We start from the raw sequence: 17988 nt of genomic DNA, 5'->3' as shown, positions 1-17988 counted from the left end.
GAGCTGAGGCCCTGATCAAACCGTTCATCGAATCGAGACAATTTGTCGAGGTTCGACGAGCGGGGAGGTCGGGGCCTTGCCTTGACTGGGGGCAAGATCCTCTTTAGACTCTTGATCCCCTAAATTTGGCGGGAATTCGTTCCTGCCATTTTGCTTTTCTTGCAAGACAATAGCGTCGCAAGACAACAGTGGAGCTAGTAGATGGCAACTATCAACCAGCTGGTACGTCAGCCGCGTAAGCGTATCGTCGAGAAATCCGACGTACCTGCGCTGCAGAACTGCCCGCAACGTCGTGGCGTGTGCACCCGTGTGTACACCACTACGCCGAAAAAACCTAACTCGGCACTGCGTAAAGTATGCCGTGTGCGCCTGACCAACGGTTTCGAGGTTTCCTCGTATATCGGTGGTGAAGGCCACAACCTGCAAGAGCACAGCGTGGTGCTGATCCGCGGCGGTCGTGTAAAAGACTTGCCAGGTGTTCGTTACCACACCGTTCGCGGCTCCTTGGATACTTCCGGCGTTAAAGGCCGTAACCAGGGTCGTTCGAAGTACGGTACCAAGCGTCCGAAGTAATCGGCCGTTTGCAGATTTTCATTTTATTGAGTCGATAAGAGTAAGGTCGGGCACGCATCCATTGGATCTGTCCCGAGCTAACCTGAAGACCGCTTGAGGGCTTATCATGCCAAGACGTCGCGTAGCAGCAAAGCGTGAGATTCTGGACGATCCGAAATACGGAAGCCAGATCCTCGCCAAATTCATGAACCACGTTATGGAAAGCGGCAAGAAAGCCGTTGCCGAGCGTATCGTTTATGGTGCCCTGGAAACCGTTGCGTCCCGTAAGGCTGGCACCGATCCCCTGGAACTCTTCGAAAAAGCACTCGACGCCATCGCTCCGCTGGTCGAAGTGAAGTCGCGCCGCGTTGGTGGTGCTACTTACCAGGTTCCGGTCGAAGTTCGCCCGTCCCGTCGTAACGCTCTGGCAATGCGCTGGTTGGTAGACTTCGCCCGTAAGCGCGGCGAGAAGTCTATGGCTCTGCGTTTGGCTGGCGAGCTGCTGGATGCTGCTGAAGGTAAAGGTGCTGCTGTTAAGAAGCGTGAAGACGTGCACCGTATGGCTGAAGCTAACAAGGCTTTCTCGCACTACCGCTTCTAATTTTAGCTTCACTAATTTTGCGAGGGCTTTATGGCTCGTACTACTCCGATTAGCCGCTACCGTAACATCGGTATCGTCGCTCACGTGGATGCTGGTAAAACCACCACCACCGAGCGCGTCCTTTTTTACACTGGCAAAAGTCACAAAATGGGCGAGGTGCATGACGGCGCCGCGACCACAGACTGGATGGTTCAGGAGCAGGAGCGTGGTATTACCATTACTTCTGCAGCCATTACCGCCTTCTGGAAAGGTTCCGAGAAGCAGTACCCGCACGAGCATCGCTTCAACGTAATCGATACACCGGGCCACGTAGACTTCACCATTGAAGTAGAACGTTCCCTGCGCGTACTCGACGGCGCTGTCGTTGTGTTCTGCGGTACTTCGGGTGTTGAGCCTCAGTCGGAAACCGTATGGCGTCAGGCCAACAAATACGGCGTTCCACGTCTTGTTTACGTAAACAAGATGGACCGTGCTGGTGCCAACTTCCTGCGCGTGATCGGTCAGATCAAACAGCGTCTGGGTCACACTCCGGTGCCGATTCAGCTGGCTATCGGTTCGGAAGACAACTTCCAGGGCCAGATCGACCTGATCAACATGCAAGCTGTTTACTGGAACGACTCTGACAAGGGTATGGTTCCAGTTCGCAAGGAAATCCCTGCGGACATGCTTGAGTTGGCCGAAGAGTGGCGCAACAACATGGTTGAAGCCGCCGCCGAAGCCAGCGAAGAGTTGATGAACAAGTACCTGGAAGGTGAAGAGCTGTCGATCGCCGAGATCAAGGCTGCTCTGCGTCAGCGTACGATCGCTGGCGAAATCGTTCTGGCTGTTTGCGGTTCTTCGTTCAAGAACAAGGGCGTTCCCCTGGTTCTCGACGCCGTTATCGACTTCCTGCCTGCTCCGACCGACATTCCTGCTATCAAGGGTTCCAACCCTGATAACGAGGAAGAAGAGATGGAGCGTCATGCAAGCGACGACGAGCCGTTCGCGGCGTTGGCGTTCAAGATCGCTACCGACCCATTCGTGGGTACTCTGACCTTCGTCCGCGTTTACTCGGGCGTGTTGAACTCCGGCGACGGCGTGATCAACTCGGTCAAAGGCAAGAAAGAGCGCGTGGGTCGTATGGTGCAAATGCACGCAAACGCCCGTGAAGAGATCAAGGAAGTGCGCGCTGGCGACATCGCGGCCCTGATCGGCATGAAGGACGTCACCACTGGTGAAACCCTCTGCAACGCTGACAAGCCAATCATCCTGGTTCGCATGGACTTCCCGGAGCCGGTTATTTCGGTTGCCGTAGAGCCTAAGACCAAGGATGACCAGGAAAAAATGGGTATCGCTCTGGGCAAGCTTGCTCAGGAAGACCCGTCTTTCCGCGTTAAAACTGATGAAGAGACTGGTCAGACGATCATCTCCGGCATGGGCGAGCTGCACTTGGACATCCTGGTTGACCGGATGCGCCGTGAGTTCAACGTCGAAGCCAACATCGGCAAGCCACAGGTTTCGTACCGTGAGCGCATCACGAAGAACTGCGAAATCGAAGGCAAGTTCGTTCGTCAGTCCGGCGGTCGTGGCCAGTTCGGTCATTGCTGGATTCGCTTTGCTCCTGCTGACGACGGTCAGGAAGGTCTGCAATTCCTGAACGAAGTAGTGGGTGGTGTGGTTCCTAAGGAATACATCCCGGCTATCCAGAAGGGTATCGAAGAGCAGATGAAGAACGGCGTTGTTGCCGGCTATCCGCTGATCGGCCTGAAGGCTACCGTGTTCGATGGTTCTTACCACGACGTCGACTCCAACGAGATGGCGTTTAAAGTGGCTGCTTCCATGGCGACCAAGCAACTGGCCCAGAAGGGCGGTGGTGAGTTGCTCGAGCCGATCATGGCAGTAGAGGTTGTTACGCCTGAAGACTATATGGGTGATGTGATGGGCGACCTTAACCGTCGTCGCGGCATGATCCAGGGTATGGAAGACACAGTGTCCGGCAAGGTTATCCGTGCCGAAGTTCCACTGGGTGAGATGTTCGGTTATGCGACCGACGTTCGTTCCATGTCCCAGGGTCGCGCAAGCTACTCTATGGAATTCAAAAAATACGAAACGGCTCCGTCGCACATCGTCGAATCCGTTACCAAAAAACAAGGCTGATTCAGCCCCTTTAGGCTAGGAGTTAATTGTCGTGGCTAAAGAAAAATTTGATCGTTCCCTACCGCACGTCAACGTTGGCACCATCGGCCACGTTGACCACGGTAAAACCACTCTGACCGCTGCTCTGACTCGCGTCTGCTCCGAAGTTTTCGGTTCGGCCGTAGTTGAATTCGACAAGATCGACAGCGCTCCAGAAGAAAAAGCTCGCGGTATCACCATCAACACCGCGCACGTTGAGTACAACTCGAACATTCGTCACTACGCTCACGTTGACTGCCCAGGTCACGCTGACTACGTGAAGAACATGATCACCGGTGCTGCCCAGATGGACGGCGCGATCCTGGTTTGCTCGGCTGCCGATGGTCCGATGCCACAAACTCGTGAGCACATCCTGCTGTCCCGTCAGGTAGGCGTTCCGTACATCGTGGTTTTCCTGAACAAGGCTGACCTGGTAGACGACGCTGAGCTGCTGGAACTGGTTGAGATGGAAGTTCGCGACCTGCTGTCCACCTACGACTTCCCAGGCGACGACACTCCGATCATCATCGGTTCGGCTCGTATGGCGCTGGAAGGCAAAGACGACAACGAAATGGGCACCACCGCTGTCAAGAGGCTGGTGGAAACTCTGGACAGCTACATCCCAGAGCCAGAGCGTGCTATCGACAAGCCGTTCCTGATGCCAATCGAAGACGTGTTCTCGATTTCGGGTCGCGGTACTGTTGTGACCGGTCGTATCGAGCGCGGTATCGTTCGCGTTCAGGATCCGCTGGAGATCGTTGGTCTGCGTGACACCACCACCACCACCTGCACCGGTGTTGAGATGTTCCGCAAGCTGCTGGACGAAGGTCGTGCGGGCGAGAACTGCGGCGTTCTGCTGCGTGGTACCAAGCGTGACGACGTTGAGCGTGGTCAGGTTCTGGTTAAGCCGGGTTCGGTTAAGCCGCACACCAAGTTCACCGCAGAAGTTTACGTTCTGAGCAAGGAAGAAGGCGGTCGTCACACTCCGTTCTTCAAAGGCTACCGTCCACAGTTCTACTTCCGTACTACTGACGTGACTGGTAACTGCGAGCTGCCAGAAGGCGTTGAAATGGTAATGCCAGGTGACAACATTCAAATGACTGTTACCCTGATCAAAACCATCGCGATGGAAGACGGTCTGCGTTTCGCAATCCGTGAAGGCGGCCGTACCGTTGGTGCTGGTGTTGTAGCTAAAATCATCGAGTGATCTCTTTATTGAGTCAGCTTTGATGAGTTGAAAAAGCCCCCGCTTAGCGGGGGCTTTTTTATTGGGTTGACACCTATCTGGGGCGTCTATAGAATTGCGCCTCCTTTTAACGGGCGTATTGCGCCCGGTGGGAATAGCAGCCGGAGTCTGAAATCCAATGCAAAATCAGCAAATCCGTATCAGGTTGAAGGCTTTTGACCATCGCCTGATCGACCAATCAACCCAGGAAATCGTGGAAACCGCGAAACGTACTGGTGCTCAAGTGCGTGGTCCAATTCCACTGCCTACCCGTAAAGAGCGGTTCACTGTTCTGGTTTCCCCGCACGTCAACAAAGACGCGCGTGACCAGTACGAGATCCGCACTCATAAGCGCGTTCTGGACATCGTCCAGCCAACGGATAAAACCGTTGATGCACTTATGAAGCTTGATCTTGCGGCCGGTGTGGAAGTGCAGATCAGCCTCGGCTAAGACTCGGTCTTGGTCGTGTAACGCTCTGAAATGGGCGGCCATAGCGGGTGAAAGCCCCGTACACTCATGAGGTTTACAACATGACTATTGGTGTAGTCGGTCGTAAAGCGGGTATGACCCGTATTTTCACCGAAGAAGGTGTCTCCATTCCGGTCACGGTCATTGAGATCGAGCCGAATCGCGTCACCCAGTTCAAAACTGAAGAAACCGATGGCTATCGTGCAGTGCAAGTCACTGTCGGCGAGCGTCGTGCTTCCCGTGTAACAGCTGCTCAGGCTGGCCACTTCGCCAAGGCGAACGTTGCCGCTGGTCGTACCGTAATGGAATTCCGCCTTGAAGAAGGCGAGTACCAGGCCGGCGATCTGATCAACGCTGAAATCTTCGCTGCTGGTCAACTGGTTGATGTGACCGGTCAGTCCAAAGGTAAAGGCTTCCAGGGTACGATCAAGCGTTGGAATTTCCGCGGGCAAGATAACACCCACGGTAACTCCGTATCCCACCGCGTCCCAGGCTCTATCGGCCAGTGCCAGACTCCTGGTCGTGTATTCAAGGGCAAAAAAATGTCCGGTCATATGGGCGCTGAGCGCGTGACCGTGCAGTCCCTGGAAGTAGTGCGCGTGGACGCTGAACGCAATCTGTTGCTGGTCAAGGGTGCTGTTCCTGGCGCTACTGGCGGCAACCTGGTTGTACGTCCAGCAGCCAAGGCTCGCGGTTAAGGGGAAGCTGACATGCAATTAAATGTAAATGACGCTCAAGCGATCGAAGTTTCCGAACTGACATTTGGCGGCGAATTCAACGAGACGCTGGTTCACCAAGCAGTCGTGGCCTACATGGCTGGCGGCCGTCAAGGTAGCAAGCAGCAAAAGACCCGTTCCGACGTTCGTGGTGGCGGTAAGCGCCCATGGCGTCAGAAAGGTACTGGCCGTGCTCGTGCCGGTACTATCCGTAGCCCAATCTGGCGCGGCGGCGGCACCACTTTCGCAGCTCGTCCACAGGATCACTCCCAGAAGCTGAACAAGAAGATGTATCGCGCAGCAATGCGTTCCATCCTTGCTGAGCTGGTGCGTACTGATCGTCTGGTCGTGGTTCAGGATTTCGCAGTTGAAACTCCGAAAACCAAAGACCTGCTGGGCAAACTGAACAACATGAGCCTGACCGACGTTCTGATCGTGTCGGACGCTGTTGATCAGAACCTGTACCTGGCTGCTCGCAACCTGCCACACGTAGATGTACGTGACGTGCAAGGTTCCGATCCAGTTAGTCTGATCGCATACGACAAGGTGTTGATCACCGTGTCGGCCGTGAAGAAATTCGAGGAGCTGCTGGGATGAACCAGGAACGCGTATTTAAAGTTCTGCTTGGCCCGCACGTTTCCGAGAAGGCTACGGTTCTGGCAGACAAGAAAGGCCAGTTCGTTTTCAAGGTTGCTACTGACGCAACCAAGCTGGAAATCAAGAAGGCCGTCGAAAGCCTGTTCAGCGTGAAAGTTGAGCGTGTTACTACCCTGAACGTTCTGGGTAAGAGCAAGCGCACCGCTCGCGGTCTGGGCAAGCGTAATGACTGGAAGAAGGCAGTTATCTCCCTTCAGCCAGGCCAAGATCTCGATTTCAGCAGCAGTGCTGAGTAAGGAAGGGGTGCATCATGGCAATCGTTAAATGCAAACCGACTTCCCCTGGCCGCCGTTTTGTGGTCAAGGTGGTCAACCAGGAGCTGCATAAAGGCGCTCCTCACGCACCGCTGCTCGAGAAAAAATCGAAGTCTGGTGGTCGTAACAACAATGGCCGTATTACCACTCGTCACATCGGTGGTGGTCATAAGCAGCATTACCGTATGGTCGATTTCCGTCGCAACGACAAAGATGGCATTGTCGCCACTGTCGAGCGTATCGAATACGATCCAAACCGTACTGCTCACATCGCACTGCTCTGCTACGCAGACGGCGAACGCCGCTACATCATCGCCCCTAAAGGCGTGAGTGCTGGCGACACGCTGATCGCAGGTGCCTTGGCTCCAATCAAGCCAGGTAACGCTCTGCAACTGCGCAACATTCCAGTCGGTTCTACCGTACACGGCATCGAACTGAAGCCAGGTAAAGGCGCACAAATTGCTCGTTCCGCTGGTGCTTCGGCTCAGCTGATCGCTCGTGAAGGCGTTTACGTGACCCTGCGTCTGCGTTCCGGTGAAATGCGTAAAGTACTGGCTGAGTGCCGTGCGACCCTGGGCGAAGTCTCGAACTCCGAGCACAGCCTGCGTTCGCTGGGTAAGGCTGGTGCGAAGCGCTGGCGTGGCGTTCGCCCAACCGTTCGTGGTGTTGCCATGAACCCGGTTGACCACCCACATGGTGGTGGTGAAGGTCGTACCTCTGGTGGTCGTCATCCGGTATCGCCATGGGGCTTCCCGACTAAGGGCGCGAAGACTCGTGGTAATAAGCGTACCGACAAAATGATCGTCCGTCGTCGCAAGTAAATAGAGGGATACGACAGTGCCACGTTCTCTGAAAAAAGGTCCTTTTATTGATCTTCACCTACTGAAGAAGATCGAAGTGGCGGCGGAAAAGAACGATCGCAAACCAATTAAGACTTGGTCGCGTCGTTCGATGATCCTGCCACAAATGGTCGGTCTGACCATCGCAGTACACAACGGTCGTCAGCACGTCCCAGTTCTCGTTAACGAAGACATGGTCGGCCACAAACTGGGCGAGTTCGCCGGTACCCGCAACTATCGCGGGCACGTGGCAGACAAGAAAGCCAAGCGTTAAGGGGTAAGGAAATGGAAGTAGCCGCTAAGTTGTCGGGCGCTCGAATCTCCGCCCAGAAAGCCCGCTTGGTCGCCGACCAGATCCGCGGGAAGAAGGTGGGCGAAGCGCTCAACCTGTTGGCTTTCAGCAGTAAGAAAGCCGCCGAGATCATGAAAAAAGTGCTGGAGTCGGCCGTAGCCAACGCCGAGCATAACGAAGGCGCAGACGTTGATGACCTGAAGGTCAGCACCGTTTTCGTCAACGAAGGGCGTTCGCTGAAGCGCATCATGCCACGTGCCAAAGGCCGTGCTGATCGCATCGTCAAGCGGTCTTGCCATATCACTGTCAAGGTTGCTGACAAGTAACGGAGTCGAAGAGATGGGTCAGAAAGTACATCCCATTGGCATTCGCCTGGGAATCGTCAAGGAGCACACCTCCGTCTGGTACGCAGACGGTCGGACTTATGCGGACTATTTGCTCGCAGATCTGAAGGTGCGTGAGTATCTCCAAGACAAACTAAAAAGCGCGTCCGTAAGCCGTATCGATATCCATCGCCCGGCTCAAACTGCACGCATCACCATCCACACCGCTCGTCCAGGTATCGTTATCGGGAAGAAAGGTGAAGATGTTGAAAAACTGCGTCAGGACCTGACCAAGCAAATGGGTGTGCCTGTGCACATCAATATCGAAGAGATCCGCAAGCCGGAGCTCGACGGTATGCTGGTTGCCCAGAGCGTAGCTCAGCAGCTGGAGCGTCGTGTGATGTTCCGTCGCGCCATGAAGCGCGCCGTACAGAACGCCATGCGCATTGGTGCCAAAGGCATCAAAATCCAAGTGAGCGGTCGTCTCGGCGGTGCTGAAATCGCACGTACTGAATGGTATCGCGAAGGTCGTGTGCCACTGCACACCCTGCGTGCCGATATCGACTATGCCACCTACGAAGCTCACACCACCTACGGTGTGATCGGTGTAAAGGTTTGGATCTTCAAAGGCGAAGTAATTGGTGGTCGCCAAGAAGAACTGAAACCACAAGCACCAGCGCCTCGTAAAAAAGCTGCTAAGTAAGGGGTACGCCAAATGTTGCAACCAAAGCGTACGAAGTTCCGCAAGCAGATGACCGGCCACAACCGTGGTCTGGCACTGCGCGGTAGCAAAGTCAGCTTCGGCGAGTTCGCGCTGAAGTCTGTTGCTCGTGGTCGTCTCACCGCTCGTCAGATCGAGTCAGCGCGTCGTGCTCTGACCCGTCACGTAAAACGTGGTGGCAAGATCTGGATCCGTGTATTCCCGGACAAGCCGATCTCCAAGAAGCCTCTCGAGGTTCGTATGGGTAAAGGTAAGGGTAACGTGGAATACTGGGTTGCCCAGATTCAGCCAGGCAAAGTCCTGTATGAAATCGAGGGTGTTTCTGAAGAGCTGGCGCGTGAGGCTTTCGCCCTGGCTGCTGCAAAGCTGCCGCTCGCCACCTCCTTTGTTAAACGGACGGTGATGTGATGAAAGCGAATGAACTTCGTGAAAAATCCGCACAGCAGCTGAACGAGCAACTGCTCGGCTTGCTGCGCGACCAGTTCAATCTGCGCATGCAGAAAGCAACTGGCCAGTTGGGGCAGTCTCATCTGCTCTCGCAAGTTAAGCGTGACATCGCTCGCGTGAAGACTGTGCTCAACCAGCAGGCAGGTAAGTAATCATGGCTGAAGCCGAAAAAACTGTCCGTACGCTGACTGGCCGTGTTGTCAGCGACAAGATGGACAAAACCATCACCGTTCTGATCGAGCGTCGCGTTAAGCACCCGATCTACGGTAAATACGTTAAGCGTTCGACTAAGCTGCACGCGCACGACGAAACCAATCAGTGCCACATCGGCGACAAAGTCACTATTCGTGAAACTCGTCCGATGGCCAAGACCAAGTCTTGGGCGCTGGTTGATGTTCTCGAACGCGCTGTGGAAGTCTAAGGGCTAGGGGTCGGAGAAATTATATGATTCAGACTCAATCCATGCTCGATGTGGCCGATAACAGCGGCGCTCGCCGCGTTATGTGCATCAAGGTGCTGGGTGGCTCCCATCGTCGTTACGCTGGTATCGGTGACATCATCAAGGTTACCGTGAAGGAAGCAATTCCTCGCGGTAAGGTGAAAAAAGGCCAAGTGATGACTGCTGTTGTGGTCCGCACTCGTCACGGCGTACGTCGTGCTGATGGCTCCATTATCCGCTTTGATGGCAACGCTGCTGTTCTTCTGAACAACAAGCAAGAGCCGATCGGCACCCGTATCTTTGGGCCAGTGACCCGTGAACTTCGTACTGAGAAGTTCATGAAGATCGTCTCGCTCGCCCCAGAAGTGCTGTAAGGAGATCCGACATGCAAAAGATTCGTCGTGACGACGAGATCATCGTGATCGCCGGCAAAGACAAAGGTAAGCGCGGTAAGGTGCTGAAGGTTCTCGCTGACAACCGTCTGGTTGTTGGTGGTCTGAACCTGGTCAAGCGTCATACCAAGCCTAACCCGATGTCGGGCGTACAGGGCGGTATCGTCGAGAAAGAAGCGCCACTGCACGCTTCCAACGTTGCCATCTTCAACGGCGAAACCAACAAGGCTGATCGCGTTGGTTTCAAAGTGGAAGACGGTAAGAAAATTCGTGTCTTCAAGTCGACCCAAAAAGCGGTTGATGCTTGAACACTGCTAGGTAGAAGACCATGGCACGACTACAAGAGATTTACCGGAAGGAAATCGCTCCCAAGCTGAAGGAAGAACTGAAGCTTGGCAACGTGATGGAAGTTCCGCGCGTTACCAAAATCACCCTGAACATGGGTCTGGGCGAAGCGATCGGTGACAAAAAAGTCATCGAGCACGCTGTTGCTGACCTGGAAAAGATCACCGGCCAGAAAGTCGTTGTGACCTACGCTCGCAAATCCATCGCTGGCTTTAAAGTCCGTGAAGGTTGGCCGATCGGCGTCAAAGTGACCCTGCGCCGTGAGCGTATGTACGAGTTCCTGGATCGTCTGCTGTCGATCTCCCTGCCTCGGGTTCGCGACTTCCGCGGCCTGAATGCCAAGTCCTTCGACGGTCGTGGCAACTACAGCATGGGCGTGAAAGAGCAGATCATTTTCCCGGAAATCGACTACGACAAGATCGATGCTCTCCGCGGTCTGGACATTACCCTGACCACCACTGCCAAGAACGATGACGAAGGCCGCGCTCTGCTGCGTGCTTTCAAATTCCCGTTCCGCAACTGATTGGAGTAGGAAAATGGCCAAGAAGAGCATGAAAAACCGTGAGCTGAAGCGTCAGCTCACCGTTGCCAAGTACGCCGTCAAGCGTGCAGCGCTGAAAGCTATCATCGTCGATCTGAACGCTAGTCCAGAAGCGCGTTGGGAAGCTACCGTAGCTCTGCAGAAGCAACCACGTGACGCTAGCGCTTCGCGCATGCGTAACCGTTGCCGTCTGACCGGTCGTCCGCACGGCGTTTACCGCAAGTTCGGCCTGGGCCGTAACAAGCTGCGTGAAGCTGCAATGCGTGGTGACGTTCCAGGTCTGGTTAAAGCCAGCTGGTAATTGCTGTCAAAGTCTCGATGGTCGGGGTCGCAAGAACCTGACCATCGGTGGCCTTGAACATGAATCAAGCCCCTTTTGGGGCTTGATTCATTTCTGGGGTGTGTCTAGAATGACCGGCTCGCCTGAGCCCGTGTTTTTCTGCCCGGAATTTCTCGGCGACAAGTAGTAGCCGCAAGGCTAATTTTTCTGTATTAGGAGCGTCTAGCCCATGAGTATGCAGGACCCGTTAGCGGACATGCTAACTCGAATCCGTAATGCCCAGATGGCTGAAAAGTCCGTCGTAAGCATGCCTTCTTCCACGTTGAAGGTGGCTGTAGCTAAAGTCCTGAAGGACGAAGGTTACATCGCGGGTTATCAGATCAGCAGCGAAACCAAACCACTGCTGTCTATCGAGCTGAAATATTTCGAAGGCCGTCCGGTTATCGAAGAAGTCAAGCGCGTTAGCCGTCCAGGCCTGCGTCAGTACAAGTCCGTCGAAGAATTGCCAAAAGTACGTGGCGGTCTCGGCGTGTCTATCGTCTCCACCAACAAAGGTGTGATGACTGATCGTGCTGCGCGCGCTGCCGGTGTCGGCGGCGAAGTTCTTTGCACTGTGTTCTAAGGGGGGATAAGCATGTCTCGCGTCGCTAAGAACCCCGTTAAGCTGCCAGCCGGTGTCGAAGTAAAATTCGCAGGCCAACAGCTTTCGGTGAAGGGTGCCAAGGGTACTCTTGAACTGAACGTCCATTCGTCCGTTGAGATCGTTGAAGAAGCCGGTGAGCTGCGTTTTGCTGCTCGCAATGGCGATCAGCAGACTCGCGCAATGGCCGGTACCACTCGTGCGTTGGTAAACAACATGGTCCAGGGCGTAAGCCAAGGCTTTGAGCGCAAGCTCCAGCTGGTCGGTGTTGGTTACAAAGCGCAAGCAAAAGGTCAGGTGCTGAACCTGGCTCTTGGCTTCTCGCACCCAGTGGATTACGAACTGCCGGAAGGCATCACCGCTGAGACTCCTAGCCAGACCGATATCCTGATCAAGGGCATCGACAAGCAGCTGGTAGGTCAAGTGGCCGCCGAGATCCGCGACTTCCGTCCACCAGAGCCGTACAAAGGCAAAGGTGTGCGCTACGCGGACGAAGTCGTCCGTCGTAAAGAAGCCAAGAAGAAGTAGGGCATAGCAAATGACCGACAAAAAAGTTACTCGACTGCGTCGCGCTCGCAAAGCACGCCTGAAAATGCACGAACTCGAAGTCGTGCGTCTCTGCGTGTTCCGCTCTTCGCAGCACATCTACGCCCAGGTCATTTCGGCCGACGGCAACAAAGTCCTGGCAAGCGCCTCGACTTTGGATAAAGAACTGCGTGATGGCGCCACTGGCAACATCGACGCGGCCACTAAGGTTGGCCAGCTGGTCGCTACGCGTGCTAAGGCCGCTGGCGTCTCGCAGGTGGCTTTCGACCGCTCTGGCTTCAAGTACCATGGCCGCGTTAAAGCGCTGGCTGATGCTGCTCGTGAAGCTGGGCTGGAGTTCTAAGTTATGTCAAATAACGACCAAAAGCGCGACGAAGGCTACATCGAGAAGCTGGTTCAAGTTAACCGCGTAGCCAAAACCGTTAAAGGCGGCCGTATCTTCACTTTCACCGCGTTGACCGTGGTTGGTGATGGTAAAGGGCGTGTTGGCTTCGGCCGTGGCAAGTCGCGTGAAGTGCCTGCTGCGATCCAGAAGGCAATGGAAGCTGCTCGCCGCAACATGATCCAGGTTGATCTGAACGGCACCACTCTGCAGTACGCAATGAAGTCTGCCCATGGCGCTTCGAAGGTGTACATGCAGCCTGCTTCTGAAGGTACCGGTATCATCGCTGGCGGCGCTATGCGTGCTGTCCTCGAAGTTGCTGGCGTTCAGAACGTTCTGGCCAAGTGCTACGGCTCGACTAACCCAGTAAACGTGGTTCACGCCACTTTCAAGGGTCTGAAAGCTATGCAGTCTCCTGAGTCCATTGCAGCCAAGCGTGGCCTGCGTGTTGAGGAGATCAAGTAATCATGGCTACCGTTAAAGTTACGCTGATCAAAAGCATGACCGGCCGCATCCCTAACCACAAACTGTGCGTTAAGGGTCTGGGTCTGCGTCGCATCGGTCACACTGTAGAAGTCCAGGATACTCCCGAGAATCGCGGGATGATCAACAAGGCTTACTACATGCTGCGTGTCGAGGGTTAATCGATGAAACTCAATGATCTGAGTCCAGCGCCGGGTTCCCGTCGCGAAAAGCATCGTCCGGGCCGTGGTATCGGTAGTGGTTTGGGTAAGACTGGTGGCCGTGGTCACAAAGGTCAGACCTCCCGCTCCGGTGGCACCATTGCTCCAGGCTTTGAAGGCGGTCAACAGCCGCTGCATCGTCGCCTGCCGAAGTTCGGTTTCGTTTCCCTGAAAGCCATGGACCGCGCAGAAGTGCGTCTGTCCGAGCTGGCTAAAGTGGAAGGCGACATCGTCACCGTGCAGTCCCTGAAAGATGCCAACGTGATCAACGTCAACGTACAGCGTGTGAAAATCATGCTGTCCGGTGAAGTGACTCGCGCTGTCACTATCGGCAAGGGAATCGGCGCCACCAAAGGTGCGCGTGCGGCTATCGAAGCAGCTGGCGGCAAGTTCGAGGAATAAATGGCTAAGCAAGGTGCTCTCTCTGCGCTCGGCAAAGGCGGTATGTCTGAACTCTGGGCTCGTCTGCGTTTTCTGTTCCTGGCGATTATCGTCTACCGAATAGGCGCACACATCCCGGTTCCAGGTATCAACCCGGACCGACTCGCGGACCTGTTTCGACAGAATGAGGGGACCATTCTTAGCTTGTTCAACATGTTTTCCGGCGGCGCGCTGGAGCGGATGAGCATTTTTGCACTGGGGATCATGCCGTACATTTCGGCATCGATCATCATGCAACTGATGACCGCCGTCAGTCCGCAGCTGGAGCAGTTGAAGAAGGAAGGTGAAGCTGGCCGTCGCAAGATCAGCCAGTACACCCGCTACGGCACCGTCGTCCTCGCTCTCGTCCAGGCCATTGGCATGTCCATTGGTCTGGCGGGGCAGGGCGTTGCGTTCACTGGTGACTTTGGCTTCCATTTCGTCGCGGTATCCACGTTTGTGGCTGGTGCGATGTTCATGATGTGGCTGGGTGAGCAGATTACTGAGCGTGGTGTAGGCAACGGTATCTCGATGTTGATTTTTTCGGGTATCGTCGCCGGTCTTCCGAGAGCAATCGGGCAGTCTTTCGAGTCTGCGCGTCAGGGTGATATCAACATCTTCGCCTTGGTTGCCATCGGTTTGCTGGCAGTAGCGATTATCGGTTTCGTGGTGTTCATTGAGCGTGGTCAGCGTCGTATCGCTGTTCACTACGCCAAGCGTCAGCAAGGCCGCAAGGTTTTTGCTGCGCAGACTAGCCACCTGCCGCTGAAGGTGAACATGGCCGGTGTTATTCCGGCTATTTTCGCGAGCAGCATTTTGCTGTTCCCGGCTTCGTTGGGTGCCTGGTTCGGTCAGTCTGAAGGTATGGGCTGGTTGCAGGACATCTCGCAGTCGATCGCTCCTGGTCAGCCGTTGAATATTCTGCTGTTTAGTGCAGGGATTATTTTCTTCTGCTTCTTCTATACGGCGTTGATGTTCAATCCGAAAGACGTAGCGGAAAACCTGAAGAAGTCCGGTGCCTTTATTCCGGGCATCCGTCCTGGTGAGCAGTCCGCGCGCTACATTGATGGCGTTCTGACTCGCTTGACCATGTTCGGTGCTCTTTACATGACGGCCGTGTGCTTGTTGCCCCAGTTCCTGGTGGTAGCAGCAAACGTACCGTTCTACCTTGGCGGGACCTCGTTGCTGATCGTGGTCGTGGTTGTGATGGACTTCATGTCCCAAGTACAATCGCACCTCGTTTCGCACCAGTACGAATCCCTGATGAAGAAAGCCAACCTGAAGGGTTACGGCAGCGGCATGTTGCGCTGAGTACCCATAAGGTTCGAGGAGTTGGTGATGAAAGTTCGTGCATCGGTGAAAAAGCTGTGCCGTAACTGCAAGATTATTCGCCGCGAAGGTGTTGTTCGAGTAATTTGCAGCGCGGAACCGCGTCACAAACAGCGCCAAGGCTGAGTGTGATTGTGCTTCAAGCCCGGTAGCTAGTGCGCTACCGGGTTGATTATTTGTTATTACAGCGATATTATCTCGCGCCCTATTTCTTGGCTTCCGGGGCGTAGGTAGCTGTCAATTGGAGTCCCACTGAATGGCCCGTATTGCAGGCGTTAACATTCCAGATAACAAGCATACTGTTATCTCGCTGACCTACATCTATGGTGTCGGTCGCACTACTGCACAGAAGATCTGTGCAGAGACTGGGGTAAACCCAGCCGCAAAGATCAAGGATCTGAGCGACGAGCAGATTGAACAGCTGCGTGGCGAAGTGGCGAAGTTCACCACTGAAGGTGACCTGCGTCGCGAAATCAACATGAAAATCAAGCGCTTGATGGACCTCGGTTGCTATCGCGGTCTGCGTCATCGTCGTGGTCTGCCAGTACGCGGTCAGCGTACCAAGACCAACGCGCGTACCCGTAAAGGTCCGCGTAAGCCGATCCGCAAGTAATCGCCCCAGCGAATCGACAGGAATTTAATCATGGCAAAACCTGCTGCTCGTCCTCGTAAAAAAGTTAAAAAGACAGTGGTTGATGGCATCGCCCACATCCATGCATCTTTTAACAACACCATCGTGACCATCACCGACCGTCAAGGTAACGCTCTTTCCTGGGCTACCTCCGGTGGTTCGGGTTTCCGCGGTTCCCGCAAGTCCACTCCGTTTGCTGCTCAAGTAGCTGCCGAACGTGCTGGTCAAGCTGCGCTGGAATACGGCCTGAAGAACCTCGACGTGAACGTCAAGGGTCCAGGTCCAGGTCGTGAATCCGCAGTCCGCGCTTTGAACGGCTGTGGCTACAAGATCGCCAGCATCACCGACGTGACGCCAATCCCGCACAACGGGTGCCGTCCGCCGAAGAAGCGCCGCGTGTAATCCAGGAGATTGTAAAGAATGGCTCGTTACATTGGTCCAAAATGCAAACTCGCTCGTCGCGAAGGCACCGATCTCTTCCTGAAGAGCGGCGTGCGCGCGATCGAATCGAAGTGCAACATTGAAGCAGCACCTGGTATCCACGGCCAACGCCGCGGTCGCCAGTCCGACTACGGCACCCAACTGCGCGAAAAGCAGAAGGTTCGTCGTATCTACGGCGTTCTCGAGCGTCAGTTCAGCGGCTACTACAAGGCTGCTGCCAGCAAGAAAGGCGCAACCGGTGAAAACCTGCTGCAACTGCTCGAATGCCGTCTGGACAACGTCGTATACCGTATGGGCTTTGGTTCGACTCGTGCCGAATCCCGTCAGTTGGTATCGCACAAGTCGATCAGCGTTAACGGTCAGACCGTAAACGTTCCGTCTTACCAGGTTCGTGCTGGTGACGTGGTTGCTGTCCGCGAGAAAGCAAAAAATCAACTTCGCATTGTCCAAGCTCTCGATCTGTGTGCTCAACGTGGCCGCGTAGAGTGGGTAGAAGTAGACACTGAGAAAAAGTCGGGCGTTTTCAAGAACGTTCCTGCTCGCAGTGATCTGTCCGCCGACATCAACGAAAGCCTGATTGTCGAGCTCTACTCCAAGTAAGTAAGGGCTAGAAAATAGGTGCATCCATGCAGATTTCGGTAAATGAGTTCCTGACACCCCGTCACATTGACGTGCAGGTTGTCAGTCCAACCCGCGCCAAGATCACTCTCGAGCCTCTCGAGCGTGGTTTTGGCCACACCCTGGGCAACGCGCTGCGCCGCATCCTGTTGTCCTCAATGCCCGGCTGCGCAGTAGTCGAGGCCGAGATTGACGGTGTGCTCCACGAGTACAGCGCCATCGAAGGTGTACAGGAAGACGTAATTGAAATCCTGTTGAACCTTAAAGGTCTGGCCATCAAGCTGCACGGTCGTGACGAAGTTACGCTGACCTTGTCGAAGAAGGGTTCGGGGGTGGTTACCGCTGCCGATATTCAGCTGGATCATGATGTCGAGATCGTTAATCCCGATCACGTAATCGCTAACCTGGCGTCTAACGGCGCCCTGAACATGAAGCTCACCGTAGCTCGTGGTCGTGGTTATGAACCAGCCGACTCGCGTCAGAGCGATGAAGACGAAAGCCGCAGCATCGGTCGCTTGCAGCTTGACTCTTCGTTCAGCCCGGTTCGCCGTATCGCATACGTGGTGGAAAACGCCCGTGTCGAGCAGCGTACCAACCTGGACAAGCTGGTTATTGATCTGGAAACCAACGGTACTCTGGATCCTGAAGAGGCTATTCGTCGTGCTGCAACCATCCTGCAACAGCAGTTGGCTGCGTTCGTCGACCTCAAGGGTGACAGTGAGCCAGTGGTTGTCGAGCAGGAAGACGAGATCGATCCGATCCTGCTTCGCCCGGTTGACGATCTGGAACTGACTGTACGTTCGGCTAACTGCCTTAAGGCGGAAAACATCTACTACATCGGCGACCTGATTCAGCGTACCGAAGTAGAGTTGTTGAAGACTCCGAACCTGGGCAAGAAATCCTTGACTGAAATCAAGGACGTTCTGGCCTCCCGCGGTCTGTCCCTCGGCATGCGCCTCGACAACTGGCCGCCTGCAAGTCTTAAGAAGGACGACAAGGCGACTGCCTGATCGTCGTAATCACCGAACGTAGTGTTTGGTAAGGAATGAAC

Annotated in this window: 31 protein-coding genes; all 31 read left to right on the top strand. The window is 54.8% G+C overall.

Annotated features, from left to right (window positions below):
* The first annotated feature begins 201 nt into the window (after positions 1 to 201).
* Positions 202 to 573: a 30S ribosomal protein S12 gene (gene rpsL / locus CAF63_RS20050; protein WP_003186084.1), complete on the top strand. Its 372-nt coding sequence runs from the start codon at positions 202 to 204 to the stop codon at positions 571 to 573.
* Positions 574 to 679: 106 nt separating this feature from the next.
* The gene (gene rpsG / locus CAF63_RS20045) at positions 680 to 1153 is read left to right on the top strand and encodes a 30S ribosomal protein S7 (protein WP_085688072.1); all 474 of its coding nucleotides are present in this window, start codon (positions 680 to 682) and stop codon (positions 1151 to 1153) included.
* A gap of 30 nt (positions 1154 to 1183) precedes the next feature.
* The gene (gene fusA, locus CAF63_RS20040; protein WP_085688070.1) at positions 1184 to 3289 is read left to right on the top strand and encodes an elongation factor G; all 2106 of its coding nucleotides are present in this window, start codon (positions 1184 to 1186) and stop codon (positions 3287 to 3289) included.
* Positions 3290 to 3320: 31 nt separating this feature from the next.
* Positions 3321 to 4514, top strand: a complete 1194-nt coding sequence (gene tuf / locus CAF63_RS20035; RefSeq protein WP_016497741.1) for an elongation factor Tu — start codon at positions 3321 to 3323, stop codon at positions 4512 to 4514.
* A gap of 157 nt (positions 4515 to 4671) precedes the next feature.
* Positions 4672 to 4983, top strand: a complete 312-nt coding sequence (gene rpsJ / locus CAF63_RS20030; protein ID WP_003186070.1) for a 30S ribosomal protein S10 — start codon at positions 4672 to 4674, stop codon at positions 4981 to 4983.
* An 80-nt stretch (positions 4984 to 5063) separates the two neighbouring features.
* Positions 5064 to 5699 (top strand): 50S ribosomal protein L3, encoded by a 636-nt coding sequence (gene rplC / locus CAF63_RS20025; protein WP_007955641.1) that lies wholly within the window; start codon positions 5064 to 5066, stop codon positions 5697 to 5699.
* A 12-nt stretch (positions 5700 to 5711) separates the two neighbouring features.
* Entirely contained in the window at positions 5712 to 6314 is a 603-nt protein-coding gene (gene rplD, locus CAF63_RS20020) for a 50S ribosomal protein L4 (protein ID WP_003228735.1), read from the top strand.
* On the top strand, positions 6311 to 6610 hold the full coding sequence (gene rplW / locus CAF63_RS20015) for a 50S ribosomal protein L23 (protein WP_002555488.1): 300 nt from the start codon (positions 6311 to 6313) through the stop codon (positions 6608 to 6610). Before rplD ends, rplW begins: the two co-directional genes overlap by 4 nt.
* A gap of 14 nt (positions 6611 to 6624) precedes the next feature.
* Positions 6625 to 7449 (top strand): 50S ribosomal protein L2, encoded by an 825-nt coding sequence (gene rplB / locus CAF63_RS20010; RefSeq protein WP_007955640.1) that lies wholly within the window; start codon positions 6625 to 6627, stop codon positions 7447 to 7449.
* A 16-nt stretch (positions 7450 to 7465) separates the two neighbouring features.
* A complete protein-coding gene (rpsS, locus tag CAF63_RS20005) occupies positions 7466 to 7741 on the top strand; it encodes a 30S ribosomal protein S19 (protein ID WP_011336172.1) in 276 nt (91 codons plus the stop codon).
* An 11-nt stretch (positions 7742 to 7752) separates the two neighbouring features.
* Positions 7753 to 8085, top strand: coding sequence for a 50S ribosomal protein L22 (gene rplV, locus CAF63_RS20000; protein ID WP_003103908.1), 333 nt, complete (start codon positions 7753 to 7755; stop codon positions 8083 to 8085).
* A gap of 13 nt (positions 8086 to 8098) precedes the next feature.
* Positions 8099 to 8785 carry a 30S ribosomal protein S3 gene (gene rpsC / locus CAF63_RS19995; RefSeq protein ID WP_085688068.1) on the top strand — a complete coding sequence of 229 codons (687 nt, stop codon included), beginning with the start codon at positions 8099 to 8101 and terminating at the stop codon, positions 8783 to 8785.
* A gap of 12 nt (positions 8786 to 8797) precedes the next feature.
* Complete coding sequence (gene rplP, locus CAF63_RS19990) at positions 8798 to 9211, top strand: 50S ribosomal protein L16 (protein WP_003228729.1); 414 nt, start codon at positions 8798 to 8800, stop codon at positions 9209 to 9211.
* Positions 9211 to 9402 carry a 50S ribosomal protein L29 gene (gene rpmC, locus CAF63_RS19985; RefSeq protein WP_002555481.1) on the top strand — a complete coding sequence of 64 codons (192 nt, stop codon included), beginning with the start codon at positions 9211 to 9213 and terminating at the stop codon, positions 9400 to 9402. The genes rplP and rpmC overlap by 1 nt, the downstream gene beginning before the upstream one ends.
* A gap of 2 nt (positions 9403 to 9404) precedes the next feature.
* Positions 9405 to 9671: a 30S ribosomal protein S17 gene (rpsQ, locus tag CAF63_RS19980; protein WP_003194644.1), complete on the top strand. Its 267-nt coding sequence runs from the start codon at positions 9405 to 9407 to the stop codon at positions 9669 to 9671.
* 23 nt (positions 9672 to 9694) lie between these two features.
* Complete coding sequence (rplN, locus tag CAF63_RS19975) at positions 9695 to 10063, top strand: 50S ribosomal protein L14 (protein WP_002555479.1); 369 nt, start codon at positions 9695 to 9697, stop codon at positions 10061 to 10063.
* 11 nt (positions 10064 to 10074) lie between these two features.
* Positions 10075 to 10389, top strand: coding sequence for a 50S ribosomal protein L24 (gene rplX / locus CAF63_RS19970; RefSeq protein WP_003186046.1), 315 nt, complete (start codon positions 10075 to 10077; stop codon positions 10387 to 10389).
* Positions 10390 to 10409: 20 nt separating this feature from the next.
* Positions 10410 to 10949 (top strand): 50S ribosomal protein L5, encoded by a 540-nt coding sequence (gene rplE / locus CAF63_RS19965; RefSeq protein ID WP_003194642.1) that lies wholly within the window; start codon positions 10410 to 10412, stop codon positions 10947 to 10949.
* A gap of 13 nt (positions 10950 to 10962) precedes the next feature.
* Entirely contained in the window at positions 10963 to 11268 is a 306-nt protein-coding gene (gene rpsN, locus CAF63_RS19960; RefSeq protein ID WP_007955639.1) for a 30S ribosomal protein S14, read from the top strand.
* Positions 11269 to 11476: 208 nt separating this feature from the next.
* Positions 11477 to 11869 carry a 30S ribosomal protein S8 gene (gene rpsH, locus CAF63_RS19955; RefSeq protein ID WP_011336171.1) on the top strand — a complete coding sequence of 131 codons (393 nt, stop codon included), beginning with the start codon at positions 11477 to 11479 and terminating at the stop codon, positions 11867 to 11869.
* A 12-nt stretch (positions 11870 to 11881) separates the two neighbouring features.
* Positions 11882 to 12415: a 50S ribosomal protein L6 gene (gene rplF / locus CAF63_RS19950; protein WP_065259511.1), complete on the top strand. Its 534-nt coding sequence runs from the start codon at positions 11882 to 11884 to the stop codon at positions 12413 to 12415.
* A gap of 10 nt (positions 12416 to 12425) precedes the next feature.
* Positions 12426 to 12776 (top strand): 50S ribosomal protein L18, encoded by a 351-nt coding sequence (gene rplR / locus CAF63_RS19945; RefSeq protein ID WP_003186037.1) that lies wholly within the window; start codon positions 12426 to 12428, stop codon positions 12774 to 12776.
* Positions 12777 to 12779: 3 nt separating this feature from the next.
* Positions 12780 to 13280, top strand: a complete 501-nt coding sequence (rpsE, locus tag CAF63_RS19940) for a 30S ribosomal protein S5 (RefSeq protein WP_007955637.1) — start codon at positions 12780 to 12782, stop codon at positions 13278 to 13280.
* A 2-nt stretch (positions 13281 to 13282) separates the two neighbouring features.
* A complete protein-coding gene (gene rpmD, locus CAF63_RS19935) occupies positions 13283 to 13459 on the top strand; it encodes a 50S ribosomal protein L30 (protein ID WP_003176408.1) in 177 nt (58 codons plus the stop codon).
* Positions 13460 to 13462: 3 nt separating this feature from the next.
* A complete protein-coding gene (rplO, locus tag CAF63_RS19930) occupies positions 13463 to 13900 on the top strand; it encodes a 50S ribosomal protein L15 (RefSeq protein WP_003228720.1) in 438 nt (145 codons plus the stop codon).
* Entirely contained in the window at positions 13901 to 15229 is a 1329-nt protein-coding gene (secY, locus tag CAF63_RS19925; RefSeq protein ID WP_003228718.1) for a preprotein translocase subunit SecY, read from the top strand. It begins immediately after the preceding gene.
* Between the two features lie 27 nt (positions 15230 to 15256).
* Complete coding sequence (gene rpmJ, locus CAF63_RS19920) at positions 15257 to 15373, top strand: 50S ribosomal protein L36 (protein WP_002555468.1); 117 nt, start codon at positions 15257 to 15259, stop codon at positions 15371 to 15373.
* 130 nt (positions 15374 to 15503) lie between these two features.
* Positions 15504 to 15860, top strand: coding sequence for a 30S ribosomal protein S13 (gene rpsM, locus CAF63_RS19915; RefSeq protein ID WP_009045849.1), 357 nt, complete (start codon positions 15504 to 15506; stop codon positions 15858 to 15860).
* A 30-nt stretch (positions 15861 to 15890) separates the two neighbouring features.
* Complete coding sequence (gene rpsK / locus CAF63_RS19910; RefSeq protein WP_002555466.1) at positions 15891 to 16280, top strand: 30S ribosomal protein S11; 390 nt, start codon at positions 15891 to 15893, stop codon at positions 16278 to 16280.
* Between the two features lie 18 nt (positions 16281 to 16298).
* Positions 16299 to 16919, top strand: a complete 621-nt coding sequence (rpsD, locus tag CAF63_RS19905; RefSeq protein ID WP_085688066.1) for a 30S ribosomal protein S4 — start codon at positions 16299 to 16301, stop codon at positions 16917 to 16919.
* Between the two features lie 26 nt (positions 16920 to 16945).
* On the top strand, positions 16946 to 17947 hold the full coding sequence (gene rpoA, locus CAF63_RS19900; protein WP_003186012.1) for a DNA-directed RNA polymerase subunit alpha: 1002 nt from the start codon (positions 16946 to 16948) through the stop codon (positions 17945 to 17947).
* The last annotated feature ends 41 nt before the right edge of the window (positions 17948 to 17988 follow it).

It is taken from the genome of Pseudomonas sp. B20(2017), assembly GCF_002113125.1.
Taxonomy (GTDB): Bacteria; Pseudomonadota; Gammaproteobacteria; order Pseudomonadales; family Pseudomonadaceae; genus Aquipseudomonas.
Note: the sequence above shows the minus strand (reverse complement) of the source record. Positions and strands in the feature narration are given on the sequence as shown.

Coding starts and splice junctions, on each gene's coding strand:
- rpsL (WP_003186084.1), top strand. CDS start 202: ATGGCAACTATCAACCAGCTGGTACGTCAGCCGCGTAAGCGTATCGTC.
- rpsG (WP_085688072.1), top strand. CDS start 680: ATGCCAAGACGTCGCGTAGCAGCAAAGCGTGAGATTCTGGACGATCCG.
- fusA (WP_085688070.1), top strand. CDS start 1,184: ATGGCTCGTACTACTCCGATTAGCCGCTACCGTAACATCGGTATCGTC.
- rpsJ (WP_003186070.1), top strand. CDS start 4,672: ATGCAAAATCAGCAAATCCGTATCAGGTTGAAGGCTTTTGACCATCGC.
- rplC (WP_007955641.1), top strand. CDS start 5,064: ATGACTATTGGTGTAGTCGGTCGTAAAGCGGGTATGACCCGTATTTTC.
- rplD (WP_003228735.1), top strand. CDS start 5,712: ATGCAATTAAATGTAAATGACGCTCAAGCGATCGAAGTTTCCGAACTG.
- rplW (WP_002555488.1), top strand. CDS start 6,311: ATGAACCAGGAACGCGTATTTAAAGTTCTGCTTGGCCCGCACGTTTCC.
- rplB (WP_007955640.1), top strand. CDS start 6,625: ATGGCAATCGTTAAATGCAAACCGACTTCCCCTGGCCGCCGTTTTGTG.
- rplV (WP_003103908.1), top strand. CDS start 7,753: ATGGAAGTAGCCGCTAAGTTGTCGGGCGCTCGAATCTCCGCCCAGAAA.
- rpsC (WP_085688068.1), top strand. CDS start 8,099: ATGGGTCAGAAAGTACATCCCATTGGCATTCGCCTGGGAATCGTCAAG.
- rplP (WP_003228729.1), top strand. CDS start 8,798: ATGTTGCAACCAAAGCGTACGAAGTTCCGCAAGCAGATGACCGGCCAC.
- rpmC (WP_002555481.1), top strand. CDS start 9,211: ATGAAAGCGAATGAACTTCGTGAAAAATCCGCACAGCAGCTGAACGAG.
- rpsQ (WP_003194644.1), top strand. CDS start 9,405: ATGGCTGAAGCCGAAAAAACTGTCCGTACGCTGACTGGCCGTGTTGTC.
- rplN (WP_002555479.1), top strand. CDS start 9,695: ATGATTCAGACTCAATCCATGCTCGATGTGGCCGATAACAGCGGCGCT.
- rplX (WP_003186046.1), top strand. CDS start 10,075: ATGCAAAAGATTCGTCGTGACGACGAGATCATCGTGATCGCCGGCAAA.
- rplE (WP_003194642.1), top strand. CDS start 10,410: ATGGCACGACTACAAGAGATTTACCGGAAGGAAATCGCTCCCAAGCTG.
- rpsN (WP_007955639.1), top strand. CDS start 10,963: ATGGCCAAGAAGAGCATGAAAAACCGTGAGCTGAAGCGTCAGCTCACC.
- rpsH (WP_011336171.1), top strand. CDS start 11,477: ATGAGTATGCAGGACCCGTTAGCGGACATGCTAACTCGAATCCGTAAT.
- rplF (WP_065259511.1), top strand. CDS start 11,882: ATGTCTCGCGTCGCTAAGAACCCCGTTAAGCTGCCAGCCGGTGTCGAA.
- rplR (WP_003186037.1), top strand. CDS start 12,426: ATGACCGACAAAAAAGTTACTCGACTGCGTCGCGCTCGCAAAGCACGC.
- rpsE (WP_007955637.1), top strand. CDS start 12,780: ATGTCAAATAACGACCAAAAGCGCGACGAAGGCTACATCGAGAAGCTG.
- rpmD (WP_003176408.1), top strand. CDS start 13,283: ATGGCTACCGTTAAAGTTACGCTGATCAAAAGCATGACCGGCCGCATC.
- rplO (WP_003228720.1), top strand. CDS start 13,463: ATGAAACTCAATGATCTGAGTCCAGCGCCGGGTTCCCGTCGCGAAAAG.
- secY (WP_003228718.1), top strand. CDS start 13,901: ATGGCTAAGCAAGGTGCTCTCTCTGCGCTCGGCAAAGGCGGTATGTCT.
- rpmJ (WP_002555468.1), top strand. CDS start 15,257: ATGAAAGTTCGTGCATCGGTGAAAAAGCTGTGCCGTAACTGCAAGATT.
- rpsM (WP_009045849.1), top strand. CDS start 15,504: ATGGCCCGTATTGCAGGCGTTAACATTCCAGATAACAAGCATACTGTT.
- rpsK (WP_002555466.1), top strand. CDS start 15,891: ATGGCAAAACCTGCTGCTCGTCCTCGTAAAAAAGTTAAAAAGACAGTG.
- rpsD (WP_085688066.1), top strand. CDS start 16,299: ATGGCTCGTTACATTGGTCCAAAATGCAAACTCGCTCGTCGCGAAGGC.
- rpoA (WP_003186012.1), top strand. CDS start 16,946: ATGCAGATTTCGGTAAATGAGTTCCTGACACCCCGTCACATTGACGTG.